The following is a 23,533-nucleotide window of genomic DNA, read 5'->3' as shown; positions in this document are numbered from 1 at the left end:
ACTCTTACTATACTTATCAGTTATGTAATTGGTTTCTTATATTTTAAAAATATGTTTTTCTACCATATACTATGCTTTCTTAAACAACGACCATTTCCATTTTCTAAAGAAACATCCCAATAAGCTGAAAATTAAGTTATAATATCATTATAAAATATGAAGGAGGAATGCACTCATGTACTACAACACTTCATTCGAAAACGATCAACCTGTAGGCCGTCTATAAACTAAGGCGGGCATTCATATAACACGTGCACTATGCCTCGTCTTAGGGAACTCATAATACCCTAAAAATAGACGGAGGTACTTTACATGAAACAAACAATTTTAGGAGCTATATGTTTATCATTAGCAGCTAGTATATGGGGCGGTATGTATGTTGTTAGTAAATACGTACTCGACTTTATCCCACCACTGACACTCGTTTGGCTACGCTTTATTATCGCTTTCGTTGTTTTATATTTCATTTTGAAAATAGCTGAGAAAAAGCAAAAGAAAAAAGTAACCATTCACAAAAAAGATTGGCTACTCTTCGCCTGGATTGGATTTATCGGATATTTCATTTCGATTACTTGTCAATTTATCGGAACAAAATTATCTGACGCTCATACAGGCTCTTTAGTAACATCAGCTACACCTGCATTTATGGTTATATTTGCAGCGATCATTTTAAAAGAAAAACTAACCGCTCGTAGACTGCTATCTACTATAATAGCGACAATCGGTGTCATTATCGTAATCGGATGGGATATTGAAATTGGCTCCTATTTTATCGGTACAATTATATTAGTCGGGGCCGCTATTACGTGGGCTTTACTATCCATTTATGTGAAGATTGCTTCAGCTCGATTTTCATCCTTAGTTATTACAACGTACGCCATATTCTTTTCACTCTTTTTCATTACACCTTTTATGATATGGGAACTACAATCAACCTCTATCGAAACAATAAATACGTACGTAATATTAGGCGTAGTATATTTAGGAGTCGTCTCAACGGCAGGTGCCTTTTTCCTTTGGAATAAAGGGTTAGAATTAATGGACGCAAGCATCGGTTCCTTATTTTTCTTCTTCCAACCTATCGTCGGATCATTGCTTGGTTGGTTACTCTTAAATGAGACATTAAATAGTAACTTTTTTATTGGTGGTATTCTTATTATATGTAGTGTTTTCATTACTACTTTTGAAAAGAAATGAAAAAACAGGCAGAGATTCTTAATCTCTGCCTGTTCCACATTCTTTACGCACTCCAATGCGATGGACGGGACAACACTTTCGGTAATTTCGTATGTTTATCCCCTCTCGCTGCATTAATTTGAACTTGCGTCAGAAAAATACTATTTGTGAAATCCGCCCCGCGAATATCTGCATCTCGCAAATCTGCTCCGATAAGATCTGCTCCTCTTAAATCTGCTCCATTTAAGTTAGCCGCAATTAAATAAGCTCCTCTTAAATTTGCTCCTTGTAAATCTTTCTTCTTCAAATTTGCTCCCATAAGGTCTGCTCCGCGGTGACTAATTCGTTTCTTACGCGCGGCATTCATTTCCTTCCAAACTAGCTCACTCGTTTCTAAAAGTAACACATTTACTTCCGCACGGTGTAATGGAATATTTACTTTCATTAACTCGTCCGCATTTAAATTCGAAAGGCGCTCCGTCTCTTCAATTGCTTTACTTAGTTCTTTATGAATCGATTGTGTCGCCTGTAAAAGCATCGCCTCATTCAAATACCACAGTATTTCATGAAGCTGATGCATAACTGGAAAAGCATCGTACATTTTTCTCGCATGCTTAGCATCTTTCCGCCAATCAATCCCGTTAAATGTAACTTGCGAAATCTTCTGCCCAGCACCGAAACACTCAAATACTGTACAACCTTTATAACCTTTTCCTCTAAGGTTTTTATGTATGCTACATTTAAAGTCTGATTGTAAGTTAGAACATGGCTTCCCACCATCTTTATTCACCGCAAAATCTACCGATGCTGCGAACGGTAACGCCACGCAACATAAACCGAAGCATTTTTCGCAGTTTGCTTTTAAATGATCGTTATGATTAGTCAAAATATATACCCCCTGTTGTCTTTTAACTATTTCATAATATTCCAACTGCATGAAATAATCAATTTTAATATAAAAGGGCATCTTTCATTTCAAATCATAAATTTATCATGCAATTTCCTTTCAATTGAAAAAGACAGTTTCTATCTAATGAATTATAATTAAATTACAAATATTCAAATTAAAAGGAGACTTACTATGGCACTACAAATGAAAACAAACTGTCAAATTTGCGATCAATCGCTGGAACAAGATTCTGAAGCATACATTTGCGTATATGAATGTACATTTTGTGCACCATGTACAGAAGAAAGACACAACGTTTGCCCAAACTGTGGCGGCGAGTTAGTACGTAGACCGAAAAAGAAACAATAAAAGCAAAGCGATATCGCTTTGCTTTTGTTTAGGTATCTGAAATTATATATTTAAAAACTTCACACAAACAGGCTCTGGTACAACAACATCAGATTGTAACAATGTTAACTCACCTGTCGTTTCATTTCTTGAAAATAGCACAAGATTATGTGACTTTTCATTTGTAACAACAAGAAACTTTTCAGTCGGATCTAATACAAAGTCCCTCGGCCAATTTCCTTCTGTAGATGTATGTGCAACAAATGTAAGCTGACCTGAATTTTGATCCACACTGAAAACAGCAATACTATTATGACCGCGATTCGCCGCATACACAAAACGGCCGTCAGAAGAAATATGAATAGCACTTCCTTGACTATTGTCATCAAATTCTTTTGGAACGGTAGAAATATACTGCAACTCTGTAAAGGACCCTTCTTCCGGATTATATGATAATGCAATAACTTCCGAGCTAAGTTCAGTCATGACATAAGCATGCTTTCCGTTCGGGTGAAAAGCAATATGTCTCGGACCACTTCCTGGGTTTACAGACAAGCTATTTACTTCTTTTAACTTACTATCTTTTATTTCATACGTAATGATTTTATCAATCCCTAAATCAACACCAACCACATATTTTTCATCAGAAGTATATCCCGCGTAATGTGCATGTGGTTTTTCTTGTCTTTCTTTATTTGGGCCTGAACCTTCATGTGCCATAATAGATGTGGCAGCGTTTACAGTTCCAGCTTCTTCATTTACTACAAAAGACTCAATTGTTCCTTTATGGTAATTTGCTGTAACTACCGTACCGTTTTCACTATCCACACTAATATGACAAGGAGAAGCCCCTTCTACTACTTGTCTGTTTTGTTCCGTTAGCTCTCCTGTATAACGGTTAATCAAATAAGCAGCTACACCACCAGATTCGCCGTCTTTAACAACGGAATAGAGATATTGATTATTTTTGCTAATCGTTACATATGTAGGGTTATCCAGCTTAGCCGCAAGTGTTACATTACTAACTTTTTGTGCTTCCGTATTTAAAGTAAAAGTATATATCCCTTCACTATTTTCTTTCGTGTACGTTCCAACATATCCAATAAACTCTTTGTTATCCGTCATTTTCATAACCCTCTCCCTATAGTTTTTGTTCATCATACTTCTTACCAAGTTCATAAAACTATTTTTGATTGAAAGAATATCCTAAAAAATCGGAGTACCTCTTTATAAGTTACCATATTTTTCTGCCAAATAGCCTCTAAACCCATTTTTTCTGAAAAGCTGCTATACTTTCATATTCTTCTTCCAAGTGACGGGCCAAACGAATATAGATCGGTATTAATTCTTTATATTTCTCCACACTTTCCATGTTTGGCTCATGATAAAAATTGGCACCTACCATATTAGAAACTACATGTAATGTATTTATTTCACCTAAACTATATAAACCGAGGATAGCTGCTCCTAGACAAGAGCTTTCGAAACTTTCCGGAACGTATACGTCTTGATGAAAAATATCTGCCATCATCTGTCTCCAAAGTTCCGATCTTGCAAAGCCACCTGTCGCTTGAATTTTTTTCGGTTCGCCAATTAGCTCTTTTAAAGCAAGAAGAACTGTATACAAGTTATAAATGATTCCCTCTAAAACAGCACGGATAAGATGCTCTTTCTTATGATGTAGTCCAAGCCCAAAGAAAGACCCCCGCGCATTCGCATTCCATAAAGGAGCTCTTTCTCCTGCTAAATACGGATGAAATAATAAACCATCAGATCCAGGATTAACTTTTGCTGCTATTTCAGTAAGCAATTCATAAGGATCTTTTCCTAAGCGCTTCCCATGCTCAACTTCTAACGCACATAATTGGTCACGAACCCACCTAAAAATCATACCACCATTATTCACCGGTCCACCAATTACCCAAAGGTCCTCAGTTAACGCATAACAAAAAGTCCTACCCTTCGGATCCGTTACAGGATGATCTGTGACAACTCGCACTGCACCGCTCGTACCAATTGTAATAGCAACTACTCCAGGTTCTATTGCATTCACACCTAAATTCGATAGTACCCCATCACTCGCACCGACTATAAAAGGAGTAGTAACAAGTACATTCATCTCTCTTGCAAATTCTTCATCTAATCCTATTAAGGTGTGCGTAGTTGGAACGAGTTTAGAAAGCTTTCCCTCCGAAATTCCTGCAACACGAAGAGCTTCTTCATCCCATTTTAAAGATTTCAAATTGAACATTCCTGTTGCTGATGCTATAGAATAATCAATTACATATTCCTTAAATAACTTATAGAAAACATATTCTTTAATAGAAATGAATTTATAACTATTTGCAAATAAATCAGCATGTTCATTTTTAAGCCAAACTAATTTCGAAAGTGGTGACATAGGATGGGTTGGTGTTCCAGTACGAAGGTAAATTTCATGACCATTCATATCATTCTTTATTTTTTCTGCCCAGCTTGCACTTCTATTATCTGCCCAAGTAATACATCTCGTTAACGGCTTTCCTGCTTCGTCTACAGCAATGACACTATGCATTGCCGAACTAAAAGAAACACAAAGAATATCAACTGGCTGTACATTACTTGATTGTATAGTCTCCTTAATCGTATGTATGACCGCTTGAAAAATCTCTTCTGGATCTTGTTCCGCTGTTTCTGGTGCGGGAGAATATAAAGGATATTCAATCCCATGGCTTGCAATAACAGATCCATCGATCGAAAACAAAACTGCTTTTGTACTAGTTGTCCCAATATCTACACCAATCATATATTTCGAGCTCACTATGTAACCCCTTTCAAATCATTCCTATAACAAAAGAGCACCATGGTGTCTACAAAAAGACGCTCCCTTATGAGAGCTACGTTTTCATAAACTTCACTCTCATAAGGGGATCCTTTTTATAACCATTGTGCTGTTTTGAAAATGCAAGGTGTCTTTTCATATCGCTGCTTTTACGTAATAAGGTGCCAAACTCGAGATTTATTTTAAAGGATGAAGTTACATAGAGATTGGTCCTCTCGTAAAAAAGCAATTTGCGCAAACTTTACTTCCTTATAACTTAGGCGCCTTCGCCCAATCCGCAGCAAATTTTTCAATACCTTGATCTGTTAATGGGTGCATAGCAAGTTGTTCAATTACTTTATAAGGAATTGTTGCAATGTGAGCACCTGCCATTGCTACACGAGTGACATGGTCTGGATGTCTAACAGAAGCCGCAATAATTTGTGTATCTAATTGATGAATATCGAACAATTCAGCTATTTTAGCAACTAATAGCACCCCATCTTCAGAAATATCATCTAGGCGACCTAAAAATGGTGAAACATACGTTGCACCTGCTCTAGCAGCTAAAAGGGCTTGGTTCACAGTGAAAATAAGGGTAACGTTCGTTTTCACACCTTTTTCAGTAAGGTAACGACAAGCTTCTAATCCTGCTAGCGTCATTGGAAGTTTTATCGTGATGTTTTTATCGCCACCGTTAATTTTAATCAGTTGTTCTGCTTGTGCGATCATTTCTTCAGCTGCAACAACATCTGGAGTTACTTCTGCCGAAACAGATTCAACTTTAGGCACTGCCTGACAAATTTCTGCAATACGGTCTTCAAACTTAATGCCCTCTTTCGCTACTAAAGAAGGATTCGTTGTAACGCCAGCTAAAACACCTAGTTTATATGCCTTTTTTATGTCCTCAAGATTTGCAGTATCAATAAAAAACTTCATGATTTATTCCCTCCATTTTTTAACGTTAACGAGTTGTATTATTTCTTTTCTACCGCATGTCCACCAAATTCATTGCGCAGTGCTGCTACAACTTTTCCTGTAAACGTATCATTGTCTAATGAGCGGTAGCGCATTAATAGAGACATTGCGATAACAGGAGTTGCTGTTTGAAGATCTAAAGCTGTTTCTACTGTCCATTTTCCTTCACCAGAAGAATGCATAACACCCTTAATCTCATCCAGTTTGGCATCTTTAGAAAATGCATTTTCAGTTAATTCCATTAACCAAGAGCGAATAACTGAACCGTTGTTCCATACTCTTGATACTTTTTCATAATCGTAGTCAAATTCACTTTTCTCTAGAATTTCAAATCCTTCACCAATAGCAGCCATCATACCGTATTCAATTCCGTTATGAACCATTTTTAAGAAGTGACCGCTACCAGCTTTTCCTGCATATAAGAATCCATTTTCTACAGCTGTATCACGGAAGATAGGTTCAACGATGTCCCAAGCTTCTTGATCTCCTCCGATCATGTAACAAGCTCCATTACGCGCGCCTTCCATTCCGCCAGAAGTTCCTGCATCCATAAAGTGAATGCCATCTTTCTTTAGTTGCTCATATCGGCGAATTGACTCTTTATAATGTGAATTACCAGCTTCAATTAAAATATCTCCTTTTGATAGCAATGGTGTAACTTCATCAATAACAGAATCAACGACAGCGTGTGGTACCATAACCCAAAGAATTCTTGGTGATTGTAATGATTGAACGAGTTCACTTAAGCTAGATACACCTGTAGCACCATACTCTTTCATTTCTTCCACTGCACTCGTATTTAAATCAAATGCTACTACTTCATGTTTATGATCCATTAAATTCTTCCCTAAATTTAATCCCATTTTACCTAAACCAATTAATCCTACTCTCATAATATAATTCCTCCTTGAATTACCTTTCATCATAAATACATGTTAATAAAATGATGAATATCTTTTTGTCATATTGCTTTACTTATAAGGATGTACTTATTTTTTCAATTCCTCATCTAACCACCATTTAAATTCACTTTCTTGTAATAGAGCATGAGCAGCATCCGGACCATACGAGCCAGACTCATATTCATGAAGAGGTAACAAGTTTTCTTCGAATGCTTCAAGGATTGGCTGCACCCATTCCCATGACAATTCAACTTCTCTCCAGTGTGCAAAGAATGTAGAATCTCCGCATATAGCATCATAGATAAGCCTTTCGTAAGCTTCAGGTATTCCCACTCCTGTTTGCTCACAAGTGAAATGAATACGGATCGGTTCAAGCTCTCCATTGTTCAATGGATTTTTACTATTTAATTGGAGTGAAACATTTTCATTTGGACTAATTTCAATGATTAACAAATTAGGCGCTGCATTTGGATTACTATCTTGATACTGCTGTTTTAATGTATTTTTAAACTCAATTACAATACGAGTAGACTTTTCTTTCATTCTTTTTCCTGTTCGTATGTAAAAAGGAACATCAGTCCAAAATGGGTTATCAATCCATAAGCGAGCCGCAACAAATGTATCTGTTGGAGAAGAAGGATTTACTCCTGGCTCCTCTCTATACGCCACAACTTGTTGTCCTTTTATCTCCCCTGAAGCATATTGTCCGCGAATGATATGGTTCTGAACGTCTTCTTTTTTCACTTTACGAAGAGTCTCCATCACTTTTCGTTTTTCCTCACGAATTTCACATGCATTAATCTTTTCCGGCAGATTCATAGCAGTCATCATTAATATTTGCAGCATATGATTTTGAACCATATCGCGAATGGCTCCTGCATGATCATAATATTCTGCCCTTTCTTCTACCCCAACAGTTTCACTAGCTGTTATTTGTACATTCGCTATATGTTCTTTATTCCAAATCGATTGAAGAACAGGATTTGCAAATTCAAGTGCTTCAATATTTTGAACCATCGGTTTACCTAAATAATGATCAATACGGTATATTTCGTCTTCTTCAAACGTTCGACTAAGCTTATCATTCAGCTCTCGGGCAGATGTAAGATCATGACCAAACGGTTTCTCAATCATTAGGCGCTTCCATCCATCTGTTTTATCAAGTCCACTTTCTTTAATGTTTAAAGCAATGGTCTCAAAGAAGTCAGGAGTAACTGAAAGGTAGAACATTCTATTCCCTTGTATATTTTGTTCTTCTTCCCTTTCATGAACTACTTGTAATAACCTTTTATAATCTTCTGGCTTATTCACATCTAACGGACAATAACGAAAATACTCTAAAAAATCTTCTATTTTCGGAGTACCTTCTTCTCTGCGACGAGAAAAAGTTTCTATGGATTCTTTTACTCTTTTTTGAAAATCTAAATGAGATACTTCACGTCTTCCAAGCCCGATAACGGATATTGGCTTTGGAAGCTTTTGATCTCTATATAAGTTATATAGCGCGGGGTAAATTTTCCTTTTCGCTAAATCCCCTGTCGCTCCAAATAAAACAAAGGTCATCGATTCCAATTTCAGTCCTCCTCGTGATGTATAGTCATTGCCAATATAGTAAGAATGCATTGTACAGAAGCTACTACTATTGTTGATCCAATCTTACTTCTTAACTTCTAATTTTTTATATTTGTCGCTTTCTAATTGTCCCCAATATTAATAGTGGCAATTCAAAGCATTTTCCCCACATCCTACTTACTCAGTTATACTTACATAAAATAACTAAATTATAAAAAGTAATTAAGTTATTTTATGTCTATCATATTAACTACATAGATTATTATCGTCAAGGAAAGTGTCTTGAATTAAAGATTTTTCATTTTGTAACATCTTATTAGAAATATGTTCATGAACTGAATAATAAAAAGGAAAAACCGAACATATTCTTGTTCGGTTTTTCCTTTTTATTATTGCTTTAAATGATTTTTAACTGCCCTTATAACTAATTCATGATCTTCTTCTGGTGGTAACCCTGAAACTGTTATCATTCCAATAACTCCTACATCTTTTATTTGCACAGGAACGCAACCACCAAACGCAGCATAATCCGACCTATCTAAAAGATACTTTTCATTATATGGAACACCCGTTATTTCACTTTGTATTTGCATATAATACGAGCTATGATTGTGCAAAGAAACAACTCGTTTTTTACGCTCAATCCACTTCGTATTTTCCTCAGTTGTCCCCGTCATCTTAAAATGAAATAATTGCACACCATTTTTCGCTATATCAACAGCAATCAATTTCCCTTCCTTTTTCGCTGTTTCAACGATAAATAAACCTATTTGCAGTGCATCTTCATTTGTAAAAGAGGAAAATTGAAGTGTTTCCTCCTCTATTAAAATTTGTTTACTTATTTCATTCAAATTTGAAGTACTCATATGTTTATCCCCCTTACTCACTTTATGCCACATTGCTATTTTTAAAATTATGCGACCCTACCGTACGGACTTTTCATATAACTAATAACGTAAAGCGTATTCTTTTCTTCTTGGTGCTATTATGAATTATATTTAACGCACTAAAAATGTATGTCCTCTAGCGCTAAACATTTCGTATAGAAGTTTTCTTCCAGCTACTACTTACAAGCATAAAAAAACCAGTTGCTTAAGCAACTGGTTCACTAAAAGTTTTATCTAGAATATTCATTCAACCAAAGGAATGCTTGTTCATAATCATCGAAAAATTTTACAGATTTTTTTGTATTAGATTGTTGTAAATAATTCAGTATCTCCCCTTCTTCAAGGAGAAAAGCAATTGCCTTACTGTGATTCAAAATCGTTTCATTGAAAAACTTATCTTTCCATACTTTTTGAACAGAAAAATGATCTGGCGTGTACCCTTTTCTATCTACCAGCAATTTGTATTTACGTCCCTCGGAAATGAATTGCTGACAAACCTGCTCGAAGCGATTAAACCATTCATAAACATCATCTGTTTTAATCTTGCCTATAAGACGAGTAACAATTATATCTCCGGAAACCGTTGTACTAATATTCAGTTTACTCAATCTGAAATCATCTCCCTTAGTTACAATTATGCGTGAATCCCTCATAAAATCAATAAGATCAAACTGTAACGCATTAAAAAGGGACAGACTCTCCAAACGGAGAAGTCTGTCCCAAAATCGTTCTATTTTGCATTAGAACTAACAATCGTGAATTAGAATAATGATTTAATACTTGCTAAAACAGTAAGTACACCTACAATAATAACAAATACGTTACTCATTTTCCCTTTGTATTTAGCTAGTACTGGTACTTTTTGAATCGCATACATCGGTAATAGACATAAAATAGCAGCAACTAATGGACCGCTTAGAGAATCAATAAGTCCAAGAATACTTGGATTTGTATAAGCAACAAACCAGCATGATAATACAACAAAAGTAAGGACGATTGTCTTAATTGTTTTTTCTTCAATAACTTTTCCACGTGATTTACCGAACTTAATTATCATGTCACGCATTACTTCAAATGCTCCGATATAATGGCCAAGGAAAGATTTTGTAATAGCCACAAAAGCAATGATTGGAGCTGCAATCGTGATTACAGGTGAATTAAGCTCATTAGCAAGATATGAAAGGATTGATAAGTTTTGCTCTTTTGCCATTTTTAAATCCTCTGGAGTCAAGCTTAATGTACTACTCCAAACGAAGAACATAACTACAGCGAATGTCATGATATAACAAACTTTTTGTATTTGCGCACATTTAGCATCAGTAGCTTCTATTCCATACGTAGCTCTCTGTTTTACAACAAATGATGAAATCATAGGTGAATGATTAAATGAGAATACGATGATTGGTAGAATCAACAGTATCGTTCCAAAATATCCTGTTCCTGTTGAAGCAGTAGAAACAGCTGAAAAGCTAAGCATTGACGTATTCCACTGTGGAATTAAAGATATTGCGATAAAAAGTAGAGAAGCTATGAAAGGATACACTAGCATACTCATGATCTTTACAGTAATATCTTGACCAAAATTCAGTATAGCGATAAGACCAAGAACTAATACAAGTGATAAAATAGCCCTTGGAGGCTCTGGCATGTGCAATTGATGCACGATAAAGCTACTTGCAGTATTTGTAAGCGCAACCGAATACATTAGCACGATTGTATAAATTGAACCGAAATATACGATGTTAAAAATGATACTTGCTTTATTTCCGAAATACTCTCTAATTGTACCTGTGATCCCCTCATCAGCAGAATTAGAAGCGTATATCATTTTAGCAAGTGCCCTATGTGAGTAATACATAACTGGATATGCAAGCAATGTAATTAGTAGTAATGATAATAAACCACCTGAACCTGCATTAATCGGTAAAAAGAGCACCCCTGCTCCAATTGCAGTTCCAAATAGGCTCAATGCCCATGTAGTATCCTGCTTATGCCACTTTTTCGGATCTGCATATTGCTCATTTTCTAGTGCGATATTTTCAGCTTGAACTTCTATTTTCTTTGCAGTATTCCCGTTCATATAATAACTCCCCCTTGTATCTATTCTTGCGTCTCTCTTTATAGCTAACAAATATTCCTTTTTTCGGAAAATGAATTCCTTACAAGTTGCCCCACATTGCAAGTCCTTCATCATAATGAATCCAAATTGAAACATTCGCTAGTTAGCGTCCTAACATAAATGTTAGCGTTCACAAAAAAGTTTACTCGTACTATCCGCTCTTTATATAAAGACCGCTTAAGAGAACAATATTGAATAGACTTCATAAATACGTTGCAACATTTCTAATAACAGTGTATTACTTTTATGGTTTCTCTAAATTACTTGTAACAGTAATTTCAGTTAAACCGGCCTCTCTTCATTTATGAGGCATTTCTTTCTCAATTCTATACATCACTTTAATAGCTTCGGCAGCATTTATGGTATTGATTACACAAGCCACTGAAGCACTTTACATACATTTCGCCTCTAACCACACACCTTTCTTACTAATAATCGCATTTTTTATATTTTCTCCAGAGATCATAAAATTTCTCTCGACGCACTCATTATAACGTGTATATTTATAAAATTAATATTTTTATATTTTCAGAAATATTTAATGACTATAATTTTACATGGATAATAATTTACAGTTAGCATGCAACCCTTGTTCCTATCGCTTAAAATGGAATTAATCAGCATAAAATACAGTAAAATATTGTTTATTTAAGCTACTCATTTTAAAAATTTATATATATTTCTTTATCGAAAATTTTATTTTAATTTAAAAAAGATATTCTAATAAATAATTAATGTGGTTTAAAAGAATTGTCTTTTTAAATGCACAAACCAATTTTTAGGATATAAATTATAGATATTGCATTCATATACATTTTAACTTGATGGTAACGAGGGAACCGCTAACATTTTTCTAAACGAAAACATAAAATAAGCTGCCCGTATACGGACAGCTTATTTACATCATTCAATCACCACTTTTATTAAAATGCAACAAAAGAGATGATATTATTGCTTATTGCACGATCCAACCTATGAAAAGCGAATAATATAATCTTTAAAATCCCTCATTAACTAGCTCTTTTATCGAGTTTAATTTTGCAGAAAGCTCAATAAACCATTCTTCATCCCCTGTTAATAATGCAAGGTCTATAAGATAAAGGATTTGCTCCTTATTTATTACCTTTGATTCAGGGAGTTTGTTAACGTGTTTACTAAAGAGTAAAATCGCTTCGTTCATTGTGTACTTGTCGTCACGTTTCACAATGCTAACTGTAACTACATCTTCCACTTCATCAAGTGATACAATGTAACCAACTATGAATTCACCCTCATTTGATATTCCACGAACCCAATCTCCCTCTTTTAAAACATGATTATTATTTGACATCATACTTTTTCACCTTCTTATAAATATTTTTTGTACCGATAAAAAAGATATAAAAAACAGCTTAAACTGTATTATTTTTAATTACAGTTTTTTTTTAAGAACTCACGGCTACATAATAATTAAGCCGCTTAACGTTCTTGATTAATAAGGTCAACAACTTCTTTCATTGTATAATTCTTTAAATATTCACCTAGATGTTCTTCCACACCTAAGAAAATAGCAAAAAGAACTTTCCGCATATTCGAACCTACAATACACTGATCATTTGATTCTGGACACTTCGGCTGCAATGTACCTTCAGAGGTTATTTGATAAATATTCCAAAGATTAATTTCACTTAAATCTCGGGCAAAAATAAAACCTCCACCAGTTCCCTCCTTTGATTGTATAAACTTATGTTTTTTTAACAAACTTAGCACTTTTCGAATGCGTACGGGATGAACACCTGCACTTTCTGAAATAGCATTACTTGTTGACATCCGATCTGGCTGTAAAGCTAAATAAGTTAAACTGTGAATGGCCAAGGTAAAGTCGCTGTTCATTGTTGTCCTCCTACGATAAAAAATATGATTTCTCGCTTAGTAACATACTGTAGCCATAAATATTACAGATAGGTTAGTCAAACGTAAAAATATAAGAAGCATGCTTAGCATGAAAAAATAAATCTCTTTATATTCTATCAGAACTCCCCTATATCTCCTAACTTCAATTAACTTTTTAAGTTACAAATCAATTTAAACAGTCCACTGTTTCTTAACTTGTTCTTCTGCCAATTGTTTAATTTGTGTCCAAATCGTATCTTTACTCACAATAACATTTGTATGATAATTTCTATCTTTATAATTAACTGTAACACGTACTTCAATCACTTCTGTTTCCTCCTTTCAAAATATTACTTATTAATTAGCCATTTTTTGCAATTCAATATTCAAAAATGTTCGAACGCTACGCGGTAAAAATTTGCGGATTTCTTCCTCGTTAAAACCAACCTGTAATCTTTTTTCATCCAGCATAATTGGACGACGTAACATTTGAGGATACTCAATTATTAATTTATAAAACTCATTAAGCGAAAGCGCCTCAATATTTATATTTAATTCCTGAAAAGTTTTAGATCTAGTTGAAATAATTTCATTAGCACCCTCTTCAGTTAAACGGAGAATGGATTTAAGCTCATCGACTGTAAGAGAATTTGATACGATATTTTTTTCGGTATAATCAATTTGATGTTCTTCAAGCCATGCTTTTGCTTTTCGGCATGAACTACAGCTTGCTGTCGTATATAAAATCACCATATTTTACACACACTCCTTTACTTTTTAAATTATTATATAGATTATTGAAATGTATTAAAAAAAATTACAGTTTAGAATGAAATACACGTTATATTATTTATTCGAGAATATTTAATTTATCTGTTTTTTACAAACAATAGCAACTCACTTCTAAAAACTATACTGTAATTTTAAACTTTACAGTTCTATTAATCAACTGTTAAGTCTTGGATGCATTCCATTAGCCGAACAAATCATTTTCTTCTGTACGAATGTCCTATAGTGTTACGGCTAACCACTTCTTTAAAGTAAATTTTATCCCGCTATTTGAGTGCACCGCCTCAAAATTTGGCAAGAGCAACAAAGTTAGGTCGAAGTCAGGCTCCCCTTAATAACCCGATTGGTAAGGTCTAATTATATTTCACTTTATTCATTTCTTTCCTACATGTACTACTATGAAATATATTTAGCATAATAAAAGCAACTGCATTGAACACAGCAGCATTGTAGGAAGAAATACGCGGACAAAAAAAGCAAAGCGCGCGCACTTTGCTTCTTACAAAATCCCTTTTAACTTTTTACCAATTAACTCCGCTACATATTCATAACCTTGTCGGCCAAAATGTAAACCGTCTTTTTCATCAGCTGTAATACTATCACCAAAGCATACTAACGTATTCATAAAAACTAAATCTCCTTTTACGTATGAAATAACTTTCCTTCTACCGCCTTAATATATCTTTCAGCAGAACGTTCCACTGCCTCATTGGCATTCTCTTTCACTACTCGGTGAAAAGCATTATATAAACGATTAAACTGTAATGGCTTCACTCGATTCGCCATTTCCTCCACTTTTCTCGCTGGTAATGGAATTAAGTTCGGATAGCTGTACATGAAACTCACCCATTGCTGATCCGCTACAACTTGAATAATATCACCTGTTAATAAAATACCTTTCCCATCATTTCCTTCTTCCCAATGTAATACAGAACCGCCGCTAAAATGTCCTCCGAGACGATGAATAGTAATTCCGTCCGCTAATTGTAAAGACTCGCCAGACCAATAAATAATACGGCTACTCGGGCGTACTACCCACTCTTTATCGTCTTCATGTATATAAATTGGTACATTAAACGTTTCTGCCCATTCTACTTGCGTTGAATAATAATGAGGATGAGATAGTGCTATCGCATCTAACCCGCCCCACTCCTTTATTTTCTCAATTGTCGTTTCATCTAAATAAGTAATACAATCCCATAGTAAACGATACGCTTCCGTTTTTACTACATATCCCGTTTGACCAATCGCAAATTCCGGTTTTGTCGTAATACTATAAAGCCCATTTTCTTCTTCTATCATTTCATTTTTATATGTACCACTCGATTGCAAGTTTTCTAAAGTCGTCCAAGACTGTCCTTTCGGATTCACATATTGTCTCTCCTCATCACAAATAACACAACTTACCGGTTCTTCCACACTCGCTGCATACTGTACGCCGCACGTTGTACAAACGAAATTTTTCATAATATTTCCCCCTACCCCTATATTTTTATCCCGCATTAATGGGCAGTAAGATCTTCACCTCAAAATTCAGCGAAAGCAAAGAAGTTAGGTGGGGAATCAACTGCCCATAAAAGCCCGATTGGTTCAACTAATAATCAGTGGGGGATGAAGCCCCCCACTGATTAAAGTTTCACTTTATTAAGCTGATTTTTGTTGATAATGATCTACTTTTTTATTTTCAATTAATAAACCGATTAGAGTCAGTAAGTAGACAACTGAAACTGCCAATGGAATGACAGTAAATCCATTGTCTGCAAAAAGAATCCCGCAAACTGACGTTACGAGTACAGTCCCTACTGACAATACACCATAACTTTTACTTTCATAAATCCATACGTACGGTATAAAATGAACCCCTATTAACATCGCTACTACAAAAGGTAGCCACTCTGGAAATTGAAAATAGGCAAGTAATACAAACGGAATATTTAATACATTTATCCCGCCAATTAATCCAGCTAAAGTCCCTAGCGGATTTCCTTTCGCAAACATGTCAATTTTCAATATAGCAGCTATCATTAAGCCAAAAGGAAATACACAACCCATACCAATTAAATACACCCACACAACTTGTTTTTCTGAAAGAAGAATACCCGTTACACTTGCTACAATCCAAAATAAAATACCAGCTATTATAACTGGAAATCCTCTTTTCGTTCTTTGTGCTAAATCTCTTTTTGCTTCTAGAATGTTCATTTCACTATCTCCCCCAAACTATTTGTACTATAAAGCCGGCTCAATTTCGTCCATCCAATAACGCCAAGCTACTAAGTAATCTTCTAAATCTTTCGGGTGGTGTCTCAAACATGTATCTATACGCAAATATAATCCTATGACTATTTCTTCGTATAAATCTCGTTCTTTTTTATGAAATACACATTGTTTCATCGCAAAATCAATTGCTTCTTTCGTAACATCTTCAGGAGTTGAACAGAACGCATAAATTAAATCATATAAAGGATCTCCAAGGACTGGTAACGGATCAATTACTCCATGTAACTTATTCTGCCGGAATATAAAATTATGAAATCCGAAATCACCATGTAATAAAAAGGGTTGATTTACTCCGGCTTCCCTATTTGCTAGTTTAAGAACCGTTCTATATTCTTCTTCACTTATGTAACATCTTACATTTTCATAAGCTTCCATCACATTTGCAGTTAAAAATTCATTCCAAGATTGAACCGGACTTTCTTTCCACCCCCAGCCTTCTGCCTCTGGAACCATTTTATACTTATTGATAACTTCTTTTACAAGTGTACGAAGCGTACTTCGTTTATATCCTTGTTTACACGAAGTATTACCTTCCAGGAAAGAATACACGAAATATGTATGTAAAGGTTCCTTATACAAAAGCTTTGAAAATAAAGTATTCCCCTCATAAAAAGAAAGAAAATTAGCTTCTTCACGTATTACTTCCGCTTCATTCAGCTTTACTACATATTTTTCGTCCAACAAATATACAGTACTTGTCGTTCCTCCGTTCAACGCTTTTACGCTATTTGGAGCATGTGAAATAACTTTCTCCTTAACTAGTTGTGCAGCAATTATTGAAATGTCCATTCTCTCACCCTTTAATTTCGAAGATCCCCTCAATTCAAAAGACAACTTTACTATTATTTGACAAACGAATAGGAAACCCCTTCCAAAATCTTAATATAACAAAAATTCATTTACTTTTATATTTCAAAAATAAGGAAATACTAACAACAACGTTACATACATATTAGGAGGACAATATGAAACCTGAATTTTTAAAAGCAGTACATGATGCCATTGGAAGTGTCGAACACATTCATATAGAAGAAAGCGGTGCTGACAGCTTACTTATCCATCATGATGATGCACAGCAATTACAACAAGTCGCTAAAACGTTAGAAAACAACAATTTCCGCTCTGCTTTAAGAACAACTGGAGATGCTTCGTATATTGAAGTGTTGAACAGATAATGAAAGTCTGGATGTATTCCGGGCTTTCTTTTTTTATCCCACATTAACGGGCAGTAAGACCCCCACTGATTAAAGTTTCACTTTATATTGAAACTTTAAACTCTTTCACATACACCGCTGTTCCAGCAATATCTATTTGTAATTTCTCATTTTCTACATCTTTCGTTACATATACCGTTACACGGCCATCTTTATTCATTTCCTGTCCTTGTTCAACGATTAATTCCATTTTATGGTCAAAACCTTTCTCCAAATACATCGCATAGTACGCTCCCATTACACCTGAAGCTGTTCCTGTCACTGGATCTTCAATCGTTCCAGCATAAGCCGATGAGAAATGACGCCCATGCATTTGTGCCTGTTCATCATAAGTTTCTAAGCAAACTGGATGAATAGAAGCGTTAGGTATTTCTTTTAATACCGATGGAAACATCTCATTGTTAGGCTTCATTCTCTCACATACATCTAGATTTTTAACCGGTACAATTACAGTCCAGTTTCCTGTACTTCCATATACAATCGGTAAACTTACATCTAAATCATTTACGTCCAAACCAATGCTATGAGCTAATTCTTCTTTTGAACCTGCAAATTCTTTAAACTGAGGTGTAGCCTGCCTCATTTTAATAAAGGTTTCTCCCTTTTCATTTACATCTGTTTGTATTGCTAAAACCCCTGCCTTCGTTTCAATCGTAAAACTTGTTTTCTCTTCTAATAAACCTCTTTCACACAAGGCAAATATTGTTCCAACTGTCCCATGACCACATAAATCTATTTCAAAACGAGGGGTAAAATAGCGAACCTTTAAATCTGCTACTTTTGAAGAAAGAACGAAAGACGTTTCGTTAAATCCAACTTTTTCAGCAATACGCTGCATTTCCCCTGCTGTTAATCCATCCGCCTCTAATACAACACCTGCTGGATTCCCCATATTTGGTTTATTCGTAAATGCATCGTAATGAAATACCTTTATAGTCTTCATTTTCTTTTCTCCTAATCTTCTTCTAATTTTCCAATTGTAATTATGTGTAGCAAACCATTTCATATTCTCCATGAAAACCCAAATAGTCATTCAATACTTATAAAATCGTACTTCACCACTTCAATTCCCCCACACCTGGCTCAATAAACTTCCCTGAAACATCCTCATTTGAATCAATTACCCAATCATATATATTTTGTGCTCCTTCAGCCGGAGTCATATTCGCATCAAAGGCACCGATATCAGTCTTTAATTTTCCTGGGTGAATTGCCGTTACACGAATTCCTTTATTCTCAAACTCTTGTTGTAAACAAAGTGTTAACATATTTTGTGCAGCTTTAGCAATTCGATAGGAATATGAGAACTGTCCTTGCGGAAACTCTTTGTTCGCCATTTTATGTAGTGATCCTAACCGAGAGGACACATTTATTATTCTCGGCTGATCCGATTTAGCTAAAGCCACATATGTACCTTTTACAGCTCGAATTACGCCTAAGCAGTGAATATTAAATAAGTCCGTTAACTCTTCTGAATTTGTATGTAAAATCTCAGTCTCCTTTCCAGTAATTCCAGCGTTATTTATAACTAGATCCATATACTCTGTATATCCCTCGAGCTGGTTCTTAATCTGCTTCGTACTCTCATCAAGTGATAAGTCTGCCAATATAGGAAAACATCTACAACTAAACATTTGCTTCAATTGCGTTACCATAACCTCAGTTCTAACTAACGGATAAACGATATGCCCATTTTCATGAAATACTTTTACCAACTGTAACCCTAACCCGCGATTTCCCCCTGTAATTAGAACTCTCATATATCCATCTCCTTATTTTTAAAATAAATAAGAAAGTCCATCCATTTACCATTCTCTAAAGAAAACGCCTCTCTCTTGCATTCAAGTGAAAAACCTGTTCTTTCCGCAAGACGAACGGATGGCTCATTATCAACATGTATATGTAATTCAATTCTATGGAAATGAAGACTATTAAAAAATAACGATAACGCAGCTTTTACACTTTCAATACCATATCCATTTTTCCAGTATTGATTATGTATGGAATACCCCATCATCGCCCATTGATAGTCCATACGTAAGATTTTTATAAGCTCTAGCTTCCCAATATTAGCCCCATCTTCTTTACGAAAAATACCTAATACATACATCTCATCTCGATGTGCTGCTTCATCAAAACCTCTTATCCATTCCGTGAACCATTCTTTTGTTGATGATGCCATAACTTGGTGGCCATCGTCATATTTATACTGCGATGGTAGCCTCTTATGAAATCCATCTAACCAACTTTCATAATCATCATTTTGGAACGGACGGATTATGAGCCTCCCTGTCTCTACTTGTAATAACGGTAGATTCATTTATATCTCTTCCTTTTTATTAATGATTGAATATTCTTTATTATCTTACACAAAATACAAAATCTAGTAAATTATTATGTTCTTTACAAACAAAAATCCAGTTATGCTTTGTACATAACTGGATTCCTCATCATCTAATCGCTTTTTATTTTACAAGTACAACTTCTCTTAATTCCCTCTTCAACACTTTCCCTAAAGCATTTTTCGGTAATTCTTTCATAAATACAACTTCTGGTATTTTATAACTTGCTAGTTTCTCTTTACAATGCCGTATAATTTCTTCTTCCGTTAAAGACGTTTGCATATCTTTTACAATATACGCTGTCGGAATCTCTCCCCAAAAGTCATCTGGAACTCCAACTACTGCAACTTCTAAAACACCATGTATTTCATGAATAACATCTTCTACTTGATCTGGATATACGTTGTCACCACCGCGTATAATAACGTCTTTATATCTTCCCATAATATGCAGGAATCCGTCATCATCTATCATGCCCGCATCGCCCATGTTAAACCAATTATCTTTTACTACCTTTTTTGTCGCCTTTTCATTATTCCAATACCCTTTAAACATGTATGGACTTCTTACATGAATCTCACCAACTTCATTTGTTGTTAGTTCATCACCTGTTTCTGGATGAACAATTTTTAACTCTACATGTTTCAAAGTTTTCCCTACAGAAGACATCTTTTCTTTTCCCATCATTGGATGCCATGAAGTTACAACCCAACCTTCTGTACTCCCATATCCTTGCACCATATATATTCCTTTTTCCATATATTTTTGAATAAGTGTTTCTGGCACTTTTGTACCACCACTTTGTGCTACTTTAAAAGTTGAAATGTTACGTTCTTTTTTATTTAGCTCCTCAAGCATGTAGCTATAAACAGCTGGGAACGCAAGCATCGTAGTAATTTTCTCTTCTTCAATCTTATCCCAAATAAGAGCAGGATTCGAATCAGCTAAAAAGATCATCGTAACACCATGATAAATACAATTTAAAATAGAAAGCACTCCACTCATATGAAATAATGGATGCACGGATAAAAAGCGTTCACCTGGTGGAAATTCTCTTTGGCCCGCAATCTCAGAAAAATAATGATGTAAGTTTTTATGTCCAATTACACATGCTTTTGCCTGTCCAGTCGTTCCTGAAGTAAATAAGTAAATCGCATCATCATCTTCATGAACTTCTACGTTCGGTTCTGTAATTGGCTGTTCTTGTAATGTTAATTCAAATGAACCAAATCCTTCTTCAGTCGTTTTAATTACATAAGGAATTTCTTTAACAGCATCAATTTTTAAAGCTTCATGGAACTCTTCATCAATAACTAACACTTTTAATTTTGCTTCTTTTACAATCGTTTCTAACTCATAAGCAGTAAGCTGATGATTTAACGGAATACATACAGCTCCAATTTTTAAACTTGCCATCATAACGCTTGGAAACGGATGATTATTTTTGCATAGTATTCCAATACGATCTCCTCTTTGTACACCGTTATGTAGCAAATAGTGTGCAAGCTGATTTACTCGTTCATTATACTGCTGAAACGAATACCTTTTCTCTCCCCCTACAAGCGCTTCCAAATTTGGTGATTGCATTGCTCTTTTTTGTAATAATTTTTGCATCGTTCTCAAGTAAAACTCCCCTTTATATATATTAGGTTTTTTATTTTACCAGATTAACTATTAATTTACTAAAGATTACACTTAGTGAATGTAAATCCACTAAAAATAGCCATCTACTTAGCAAGTAAATGGCTATTTCCTCTTATATATTAGAATACTCCTTATTCATCACATAGCGCACATACTCCGGTGCACTTTTATCAATCTCTTCATCACTTAATTTATATTCGGCACCATATAAATAAAATGGAGGTATAAATTTCATATCTGTATATAAGCAAGTAGCTTGAAATGGTTTTGTTAACTCATCCATTGTAATTCCGCTATTTTCATAGTCTTTTTCTAATCCACCTATAGAAATAGCTAGACCAAATTCTTTCCCTTTCACTTTGTCTCCTTTTGATCCGTACGCAAATCCATATGTTAATACATCGTCAAACCATTTTTTTAATAATGGTGGTGAACTGTACCAATAAAGCGGAAATTGAAATATATATCTGTCATGTTCTACTAATAGCTTTTGCTCTTCTTCAATATTAAACTCCCAATTCGGTGCCGCTTTATATAATTCATGCACCGTAATTTCATCTGAATATTTCTCAAGTTCTTCAATCCATCTTTTATTGATTTTTGATTTTTCAATATCAGGATGTGCTACAATTACAAGTGTTTTCATCCGTTTCCATCCCCTTTATAAATTAATCAATCCTTTACGTATTAGTATGAATGAGTCACATATAATTGAAAAGTACGTACTTTAAAGTGCTATAGGAACCTTAAAGTACCTGTGGAGGTGTTATATGAATCAAAATGAAGACTGCCCAATTGCAACGACACTCGATGTAATCGGCGGAAAATGGAAAGTTCATATTTTATGTGTTTTGATGGATGGAAAAATGCGAACAAATGAAATCCGACGAGAAATCCCAAACATTACGCAAAAAGTTCTTACACAACAACTTCGGCAACTTGAAGCTGATGGAATTATCCATCGTACTGTATATCAAGAAGTACCACCAAAGGTTGAGTACACAATAAGCGAATACGGGAAATCTTTAATGCAAATTATGGATGAACTATGCGAATGGGGAAAAGATCATCAAATCAAAAGATTACATGACTAAAAAAATCACCAAATTCTTTACATACTAGTGGGAACGGCACATCACTATCAAGCTAACAAAGAGACCCTAATAAGAAAACTTTCAATTTTATAGTCTCTTTAAAATTTAGCTTGATAGTGATACGGCAAGACCCAAATAAAGAAGTCTATGAAGCAAATTAAAAACAACAACAGATACAACTAATGTTAATAAGAAAATTATAGTCTCTGAATGGCTTACTTCATTTTGAAATCTAAACAGTCACCCTTTAAGCCAAGCTTAATAATATCGCTTTTGTACGATTATCCGTTACTTCATAATAAATTTCTAACCCTTTCCGAGTACCTGTAACAACCTTTGTAGCTTTTAGTTTAGATAAATGTTGACTAATTGTACTTTGAGGCATTTGTAATGTTTCATACATTGTCGTTACGTTAATAGGACCTTTTGCAAGCATTATTTTTACTAATGATAAACGGACAGGATGTGCTAATACCTTTAATACTTCAGTGATTTCTTCATACATTTTCATATTTTTTCTCTCCTTTTATATAACTATTAATGATATCCATATATATAATTCGAAAGGATATATGATTTTATGTCCGTCATTTTAAAAAAATATTAAAAAATCTCTTCAGATAGAGG

The 23,533-nt window shown here is 34.8% G+C and carries 26 protein-coding genes and 1 pseudogene; 4 read left to right on the top strand and 23 right to left on the bottom strand.

Annotated elements, in window-relative coordinates:
- Window positions 1-312 precede the first annotated feature (312 nt).
- Window positions 313-1,197, top strand: a complete 885-nt coding sequence (locus ABH961_RS15790) for a DMT family transporter (protein ID WP_048546526.1) — start codon at window positions 313-315, stop codon at window positions 1,195-1,197.
- A gap of 43 nt (window positions 1,198-1,240) precedes the next feature.
- On the opposite strand, the gene ABH961_RS15785 is transcribed toward ABH961_RS15790, so the two are convergent.
- Window positions 1,241-2,062, bottom strand: a complete 822-nt coding sequence (locus ABH961_RS15785; RefSeq protein WP_048546529.1) for a pentapeptide repeat-containing protein — start codon at window positions 2,060-2,062, stop codon at window positions 1,241-1,243.
- 195 nt (window positions 2,063-2,257) lie between these two features.
- On the opposite strand from ABH961_RS15785, the gene ABH961_RS15780 reads away from it, so the two are divergent.
- A complete protein-coding gene (locus ABH961_RS15780) occupies window positions 2,258-2,434 on the top strand; it encodes a DUF1272 domain-containing protein (protein ID WP_001207874.1) in 177 nt (58 codons plus the stop codon).
- A gap of 42 nt (window positions 2,435-2,476) precedes the next feature.
- Here ABH961_RS15780 and ABH961_RS15775 read toward each other — a convergent pair whose 3' ends face one another.
- The 16 genes and pseudogenes from ABH961_RS15775 to ABH961_RS15700 form a co-directional block, all read right to left on the bottom strand.
- On the bottom strand, window positions 2,477-3,538 hold the full coding sequence (locus ABH961_RS15775; RefSeq protein ID WP_404519694.1) for a lactonase family protein: 1,062 nt from the start codon (window positions 3,536-3,538) through the stop codon (window positions 2,477-2,479).
- A 136-nt stretch (window positions 3,539-3,674) separates the two neighbouring features.
- Window positions 3,675-5,216 (bottom strand): gluconokinase, encoded by a 1,542-nt coding sequence (gene gntK, locus ABH961_RS15770; RefSeq protein WP_098642181.1) that lies wholly within the window; start codon window positions 5,214-5,216, stop codon window positions 3,675-3,677.
- 267 nt (window positions 5,217-5,483) lie between these two features.
- Window positions 5,484-6,152: a fructose-6-phosphate aldolase gene (gene fsa / locus ABH961_RS15765; protein ID WP_098068241.1), complete on the bottom strand. Its 669-nt coding sequence runs from the start codon at window positions 6,150-6,152 to the stop codon at window positions 5,484-5,486.
- A gap of 38 nt (window positions 6,153-6,190) precedes the next feature.
- Entirely contained in the window at window positions 6,191-7,084 is an 894-nt protein-coding gene (gene gnd / locus ABH961_RS15760) for a phosphogluconate dehydrogenase (NAD(+)-dependent, decarboxylating) (protein WP_098078129.1), read from the bottom strand.
- A 96-nt stretch (window positions 7,085-7,180) separates the two neighbouring features.
- Entirely contained in the window at window positions 7,181-8,665 is a 1,485-nt protein-coding gene (zwf, locus tag ABH961_RS15755) for a glucose-6-phosphate dehydrogenase (RefSeq protein WP_098642180.1), read from the bottom strand.
- A 389-nt stretch (window positions 8,666-9,054) separates the two neighbouring features.
- Window positions 9,055-9,564 carry a heme-degrading domain-containing protein gene (locus ABH961_RS15750; RefSeq protein WP_170968437.1) on the bottom strand — a complete coding sequence of 170 codons (510 nt, stop codon included), beginning with the start codon at window positions 9,562-9,564 and terminating at the stop codon, window positions 9,055-9,057.
- Window positions 9,565-9,782: 218 nt separating this feature from the next.
- The gene (locus ABH961_RS15745) at window positions 9,783-10,205 is read right to left on the bottom strand and encodes an STAS/SEC14 domain-containing protein (protein ID WP_088110361.1); all 423 of its coding nucleotides are present in this window, start codon (window positions 10,203-10,205) and stop codon (window positions 9,783-9,785) included.
- Window positions 10,206-10,312: 107 nt separating this feature from the next.
- Window positions 10,313-11,632, bottom strand: coding sequence for an aromatic amino acid transport family protein (locus ABH961_RS15740; protein WP_046954708.1), 1,320 nt, complete (start codon window positions 11,630-11,632; stop codon window positions 10,313-10,315).
- A gap of 1,036 nt (window positions 11,633-12,668) precedes the next feature.
- Window positions 12,669-13,004 carry an IDEAL domain-containing protein gene (locus tag ABH961_RS15735; protein WP_098078123.1) on the bottom strand — a complete coding sequence of 112 codons (336 nt, stop codon included), beginning with the start codon at window positions 13,002-13,004 and terminating at the stop codon, window positions 12,669-12,671.
- Between the two features lie 125 nt (window positions 13,005-13,129).
- Entirely contained in the window at window positions 13,130-13,543 is a 414-nt protein-coding gene (gene saiR, locus ABH961_RS15730; protein ID WP_048546546.1) for an Rrf2-family transcriptional regulator SaiR, read from the bottom strand.
- A gap of 192 nt (window positions 13,544-13,735) precedes the next feature.
- Window positions 13,736-13,870 (bottom strand): BA3454 family stress response protein, encoded by a 135-nt coding sequence (locus ABH961_RS15725; RefSeq protein WP_048546548.1) that lies wholly within the window; start codon window positions 13,868-13,870, stop codon window positions 13,736-13,738.
- A gap of 30 nt (window positions 13,871-13,900) precedes the next feature.
- Entirely contained in the window at window positions 13,901-14,296 is a 396-nt protein-coding gene (spxA, locus tag ABH961_RS15720; RefSeq protein WP_048546550.1) for a transcriptional regulator SpxA, read from the bottom strand.
- A 535-nt stretch (window positions 14,297-14,831) separates the two neighbouring features.
- A pseudogene (locus ABH961_RS15715) lies at window positions 14,832-14,918 on the bottom strand (esterase); the annotation flags it as partial.
- Between the two features lie 56 nt (window positions 14,919-14,974).
- Window positions 14,975-15,799: an MBL fold metallo-hydrolase gene (locus ABH961_RS15710; protein WP_048546552.1), complete on the bottom strand. Its 825-nt coding sequence runs from the start codon at window positions 15,797-15,799 to the stop codon at window positions 14,975-14,977.
- Window positions 15,800-15,976: 177 nt separating this feature from the next.
- Window positions 15,977-16,534, bottom strand: a complete 558-nt coding sequence (locus tag ABH961_RS15705) for a DUF7010 family protein (protein ID WP_098642788.1) — start codon at window positions 16,532-16,534, stop codon at window positions 15,977-15,979.
- A gap of 27 nt (window positions 16,535-16,561) precedes the next feature.
- The gene (locus tag ABH961_RS15700) at window positions 16,562-17,401 is read right to left on the bottom strand and encodes a phosphotransferase family protein (RefSeq protein ID WP_048546556.1); all 840 of its coding nucleotides are present in this window, start codon (window positions 17,399-17,401) and stop codon (window positions 16,562-16,564) included.
- Between the two features lie 176 nt (window positions 17,402-17,577).
- On the opposite strand from ABH961_RS15700, the gene ABH961_RS15695 reads away from it, so the two are divergent.
- A complete protein-coding gene (locus tag ABH961_RS15695; RefSeq protein ID WP_044443258.1) occupies window positions 17,578-17,787 on the top strand; it encodes a hypothetical protein in 210 nt (69 codons plus the stop codon).
- 82 nt (window positions 17,788-17,869) lie between these two features.
- Here ABH961_RS15695 and ABH961_RS15690 read toward each other — a convergent pair whose 3' ends face one another.
- The 5 genes from ABH961_RS15690 to ABH961_RS15670 form a co-directional block, all read right to left on the bottom strand.
- The gene (locus tag ABH961_RS15690; protein WP_098078119.1) at window positions 17,870-18,769 is read right to left on the bottom strand and encodes a PhzF family phenazine biosynthesis isomerase; all 900 of its coding nucleotides are present in this window, start codon (window positions 18,767-18,769) and stop codon (window positions 17,870-17,872) included.
- Window positions 18,770-18,881: 112 nt separating this feature from the next.
- A complete protein-coding gene (locus ABH961_RS15685) occupies window positions 18,882-19,586 on the bottom strand; it encodes an SDR family NAD(P)-dependent oxidoreductase (RefSeq protein ID WP_404519619.1) in 705 nt (234 codons plus the stop codon).
- Window positions 19,583-20,146: a GNAT family N-acetyltransferase gene (locus tag ABH961_RS15680; protein ID WP_048546564.1), complete on the bottom strand. Its 564-nt coding sequence runs from the start codon at window positions 20,144-20,146 to the stop codon at window positions 19,583-19,585. The genes ABH961_RS15685 and ABH961_RS15680 overlap by 4 nt, the downstream gene beginning before the upstream one ends.
- 145 nt (window positions 20,147-20,291) lie before the next feature.
- Window positions 20,292-21,791, bottom strand: coding sequence for a class I adenylate-forming enzyme family protein (locus tag ABH961_RS15675; RefSeq protein ID WP_048546566.1), 1,500 nt, complete (start codon window positions 21,789-21,791; stop codon window positions 20,292-20,294).
- A gap of 133 nt (window positions 21,792-21,924) precedes the next feature.
- Window positions 21,925-22,458: an NAD(P)H-dependent oxidoreductase gene (locus tag ABH961_RS15670; protein ID WP_098078114.1), complete on the bottom strand. Its 534-nt coding sequence runs from the start codon at window positions 22,456-22,458 to the stop codon at window positions 21,925-21,927.
- A 124-nt stretch (window positions 22,459-22,582) separates the two neighbouring features.
- Between ABH961_RS15670 and ABH961_RS15665 the strand changes: the two genes are divergently transcribed.
- Complete coding sequence (locus tag ABH961_RS15665; RefSeq protein ID WP_001072996.1) at window positions 22,583-22,906, top strand: winged helix-turn-helix transcriptional regulator; 324 nt, start codon at window positions 22,583-22,585, stop codon at window positions 22,904-22,906.
- 247 nt (window positions 22,907-23,153) lie between these two features.
- On the opposite strand, the gene ABH961_RS15660 is transcribed toward ABH961_RS15665, so the two are convergent.
- A complete protein-coding gene (locus ABH961_RS15660) occupies window positions 23,154-23,417 on the bottom strand; it encodes an ArsR/SmtB family transcription factor (protein ID WP_048546570.1) in 264 nt (87 codons plus the stop codon).
- Window positions 23,418-23,533: the final 116 nt, after the last annotated feature.

The organism is Bacillus sp. RC251, from assembly GCF_044908765.1.
GTDB lineage: Bacteria > Bacillota > Bacilli > Bacillales > Bacillaceae_G > Bacillus_A > Bacillus_A wiedmannii.
This window is presented reverse-complemented; position numbering and strand designations above follow the sequence as displayed.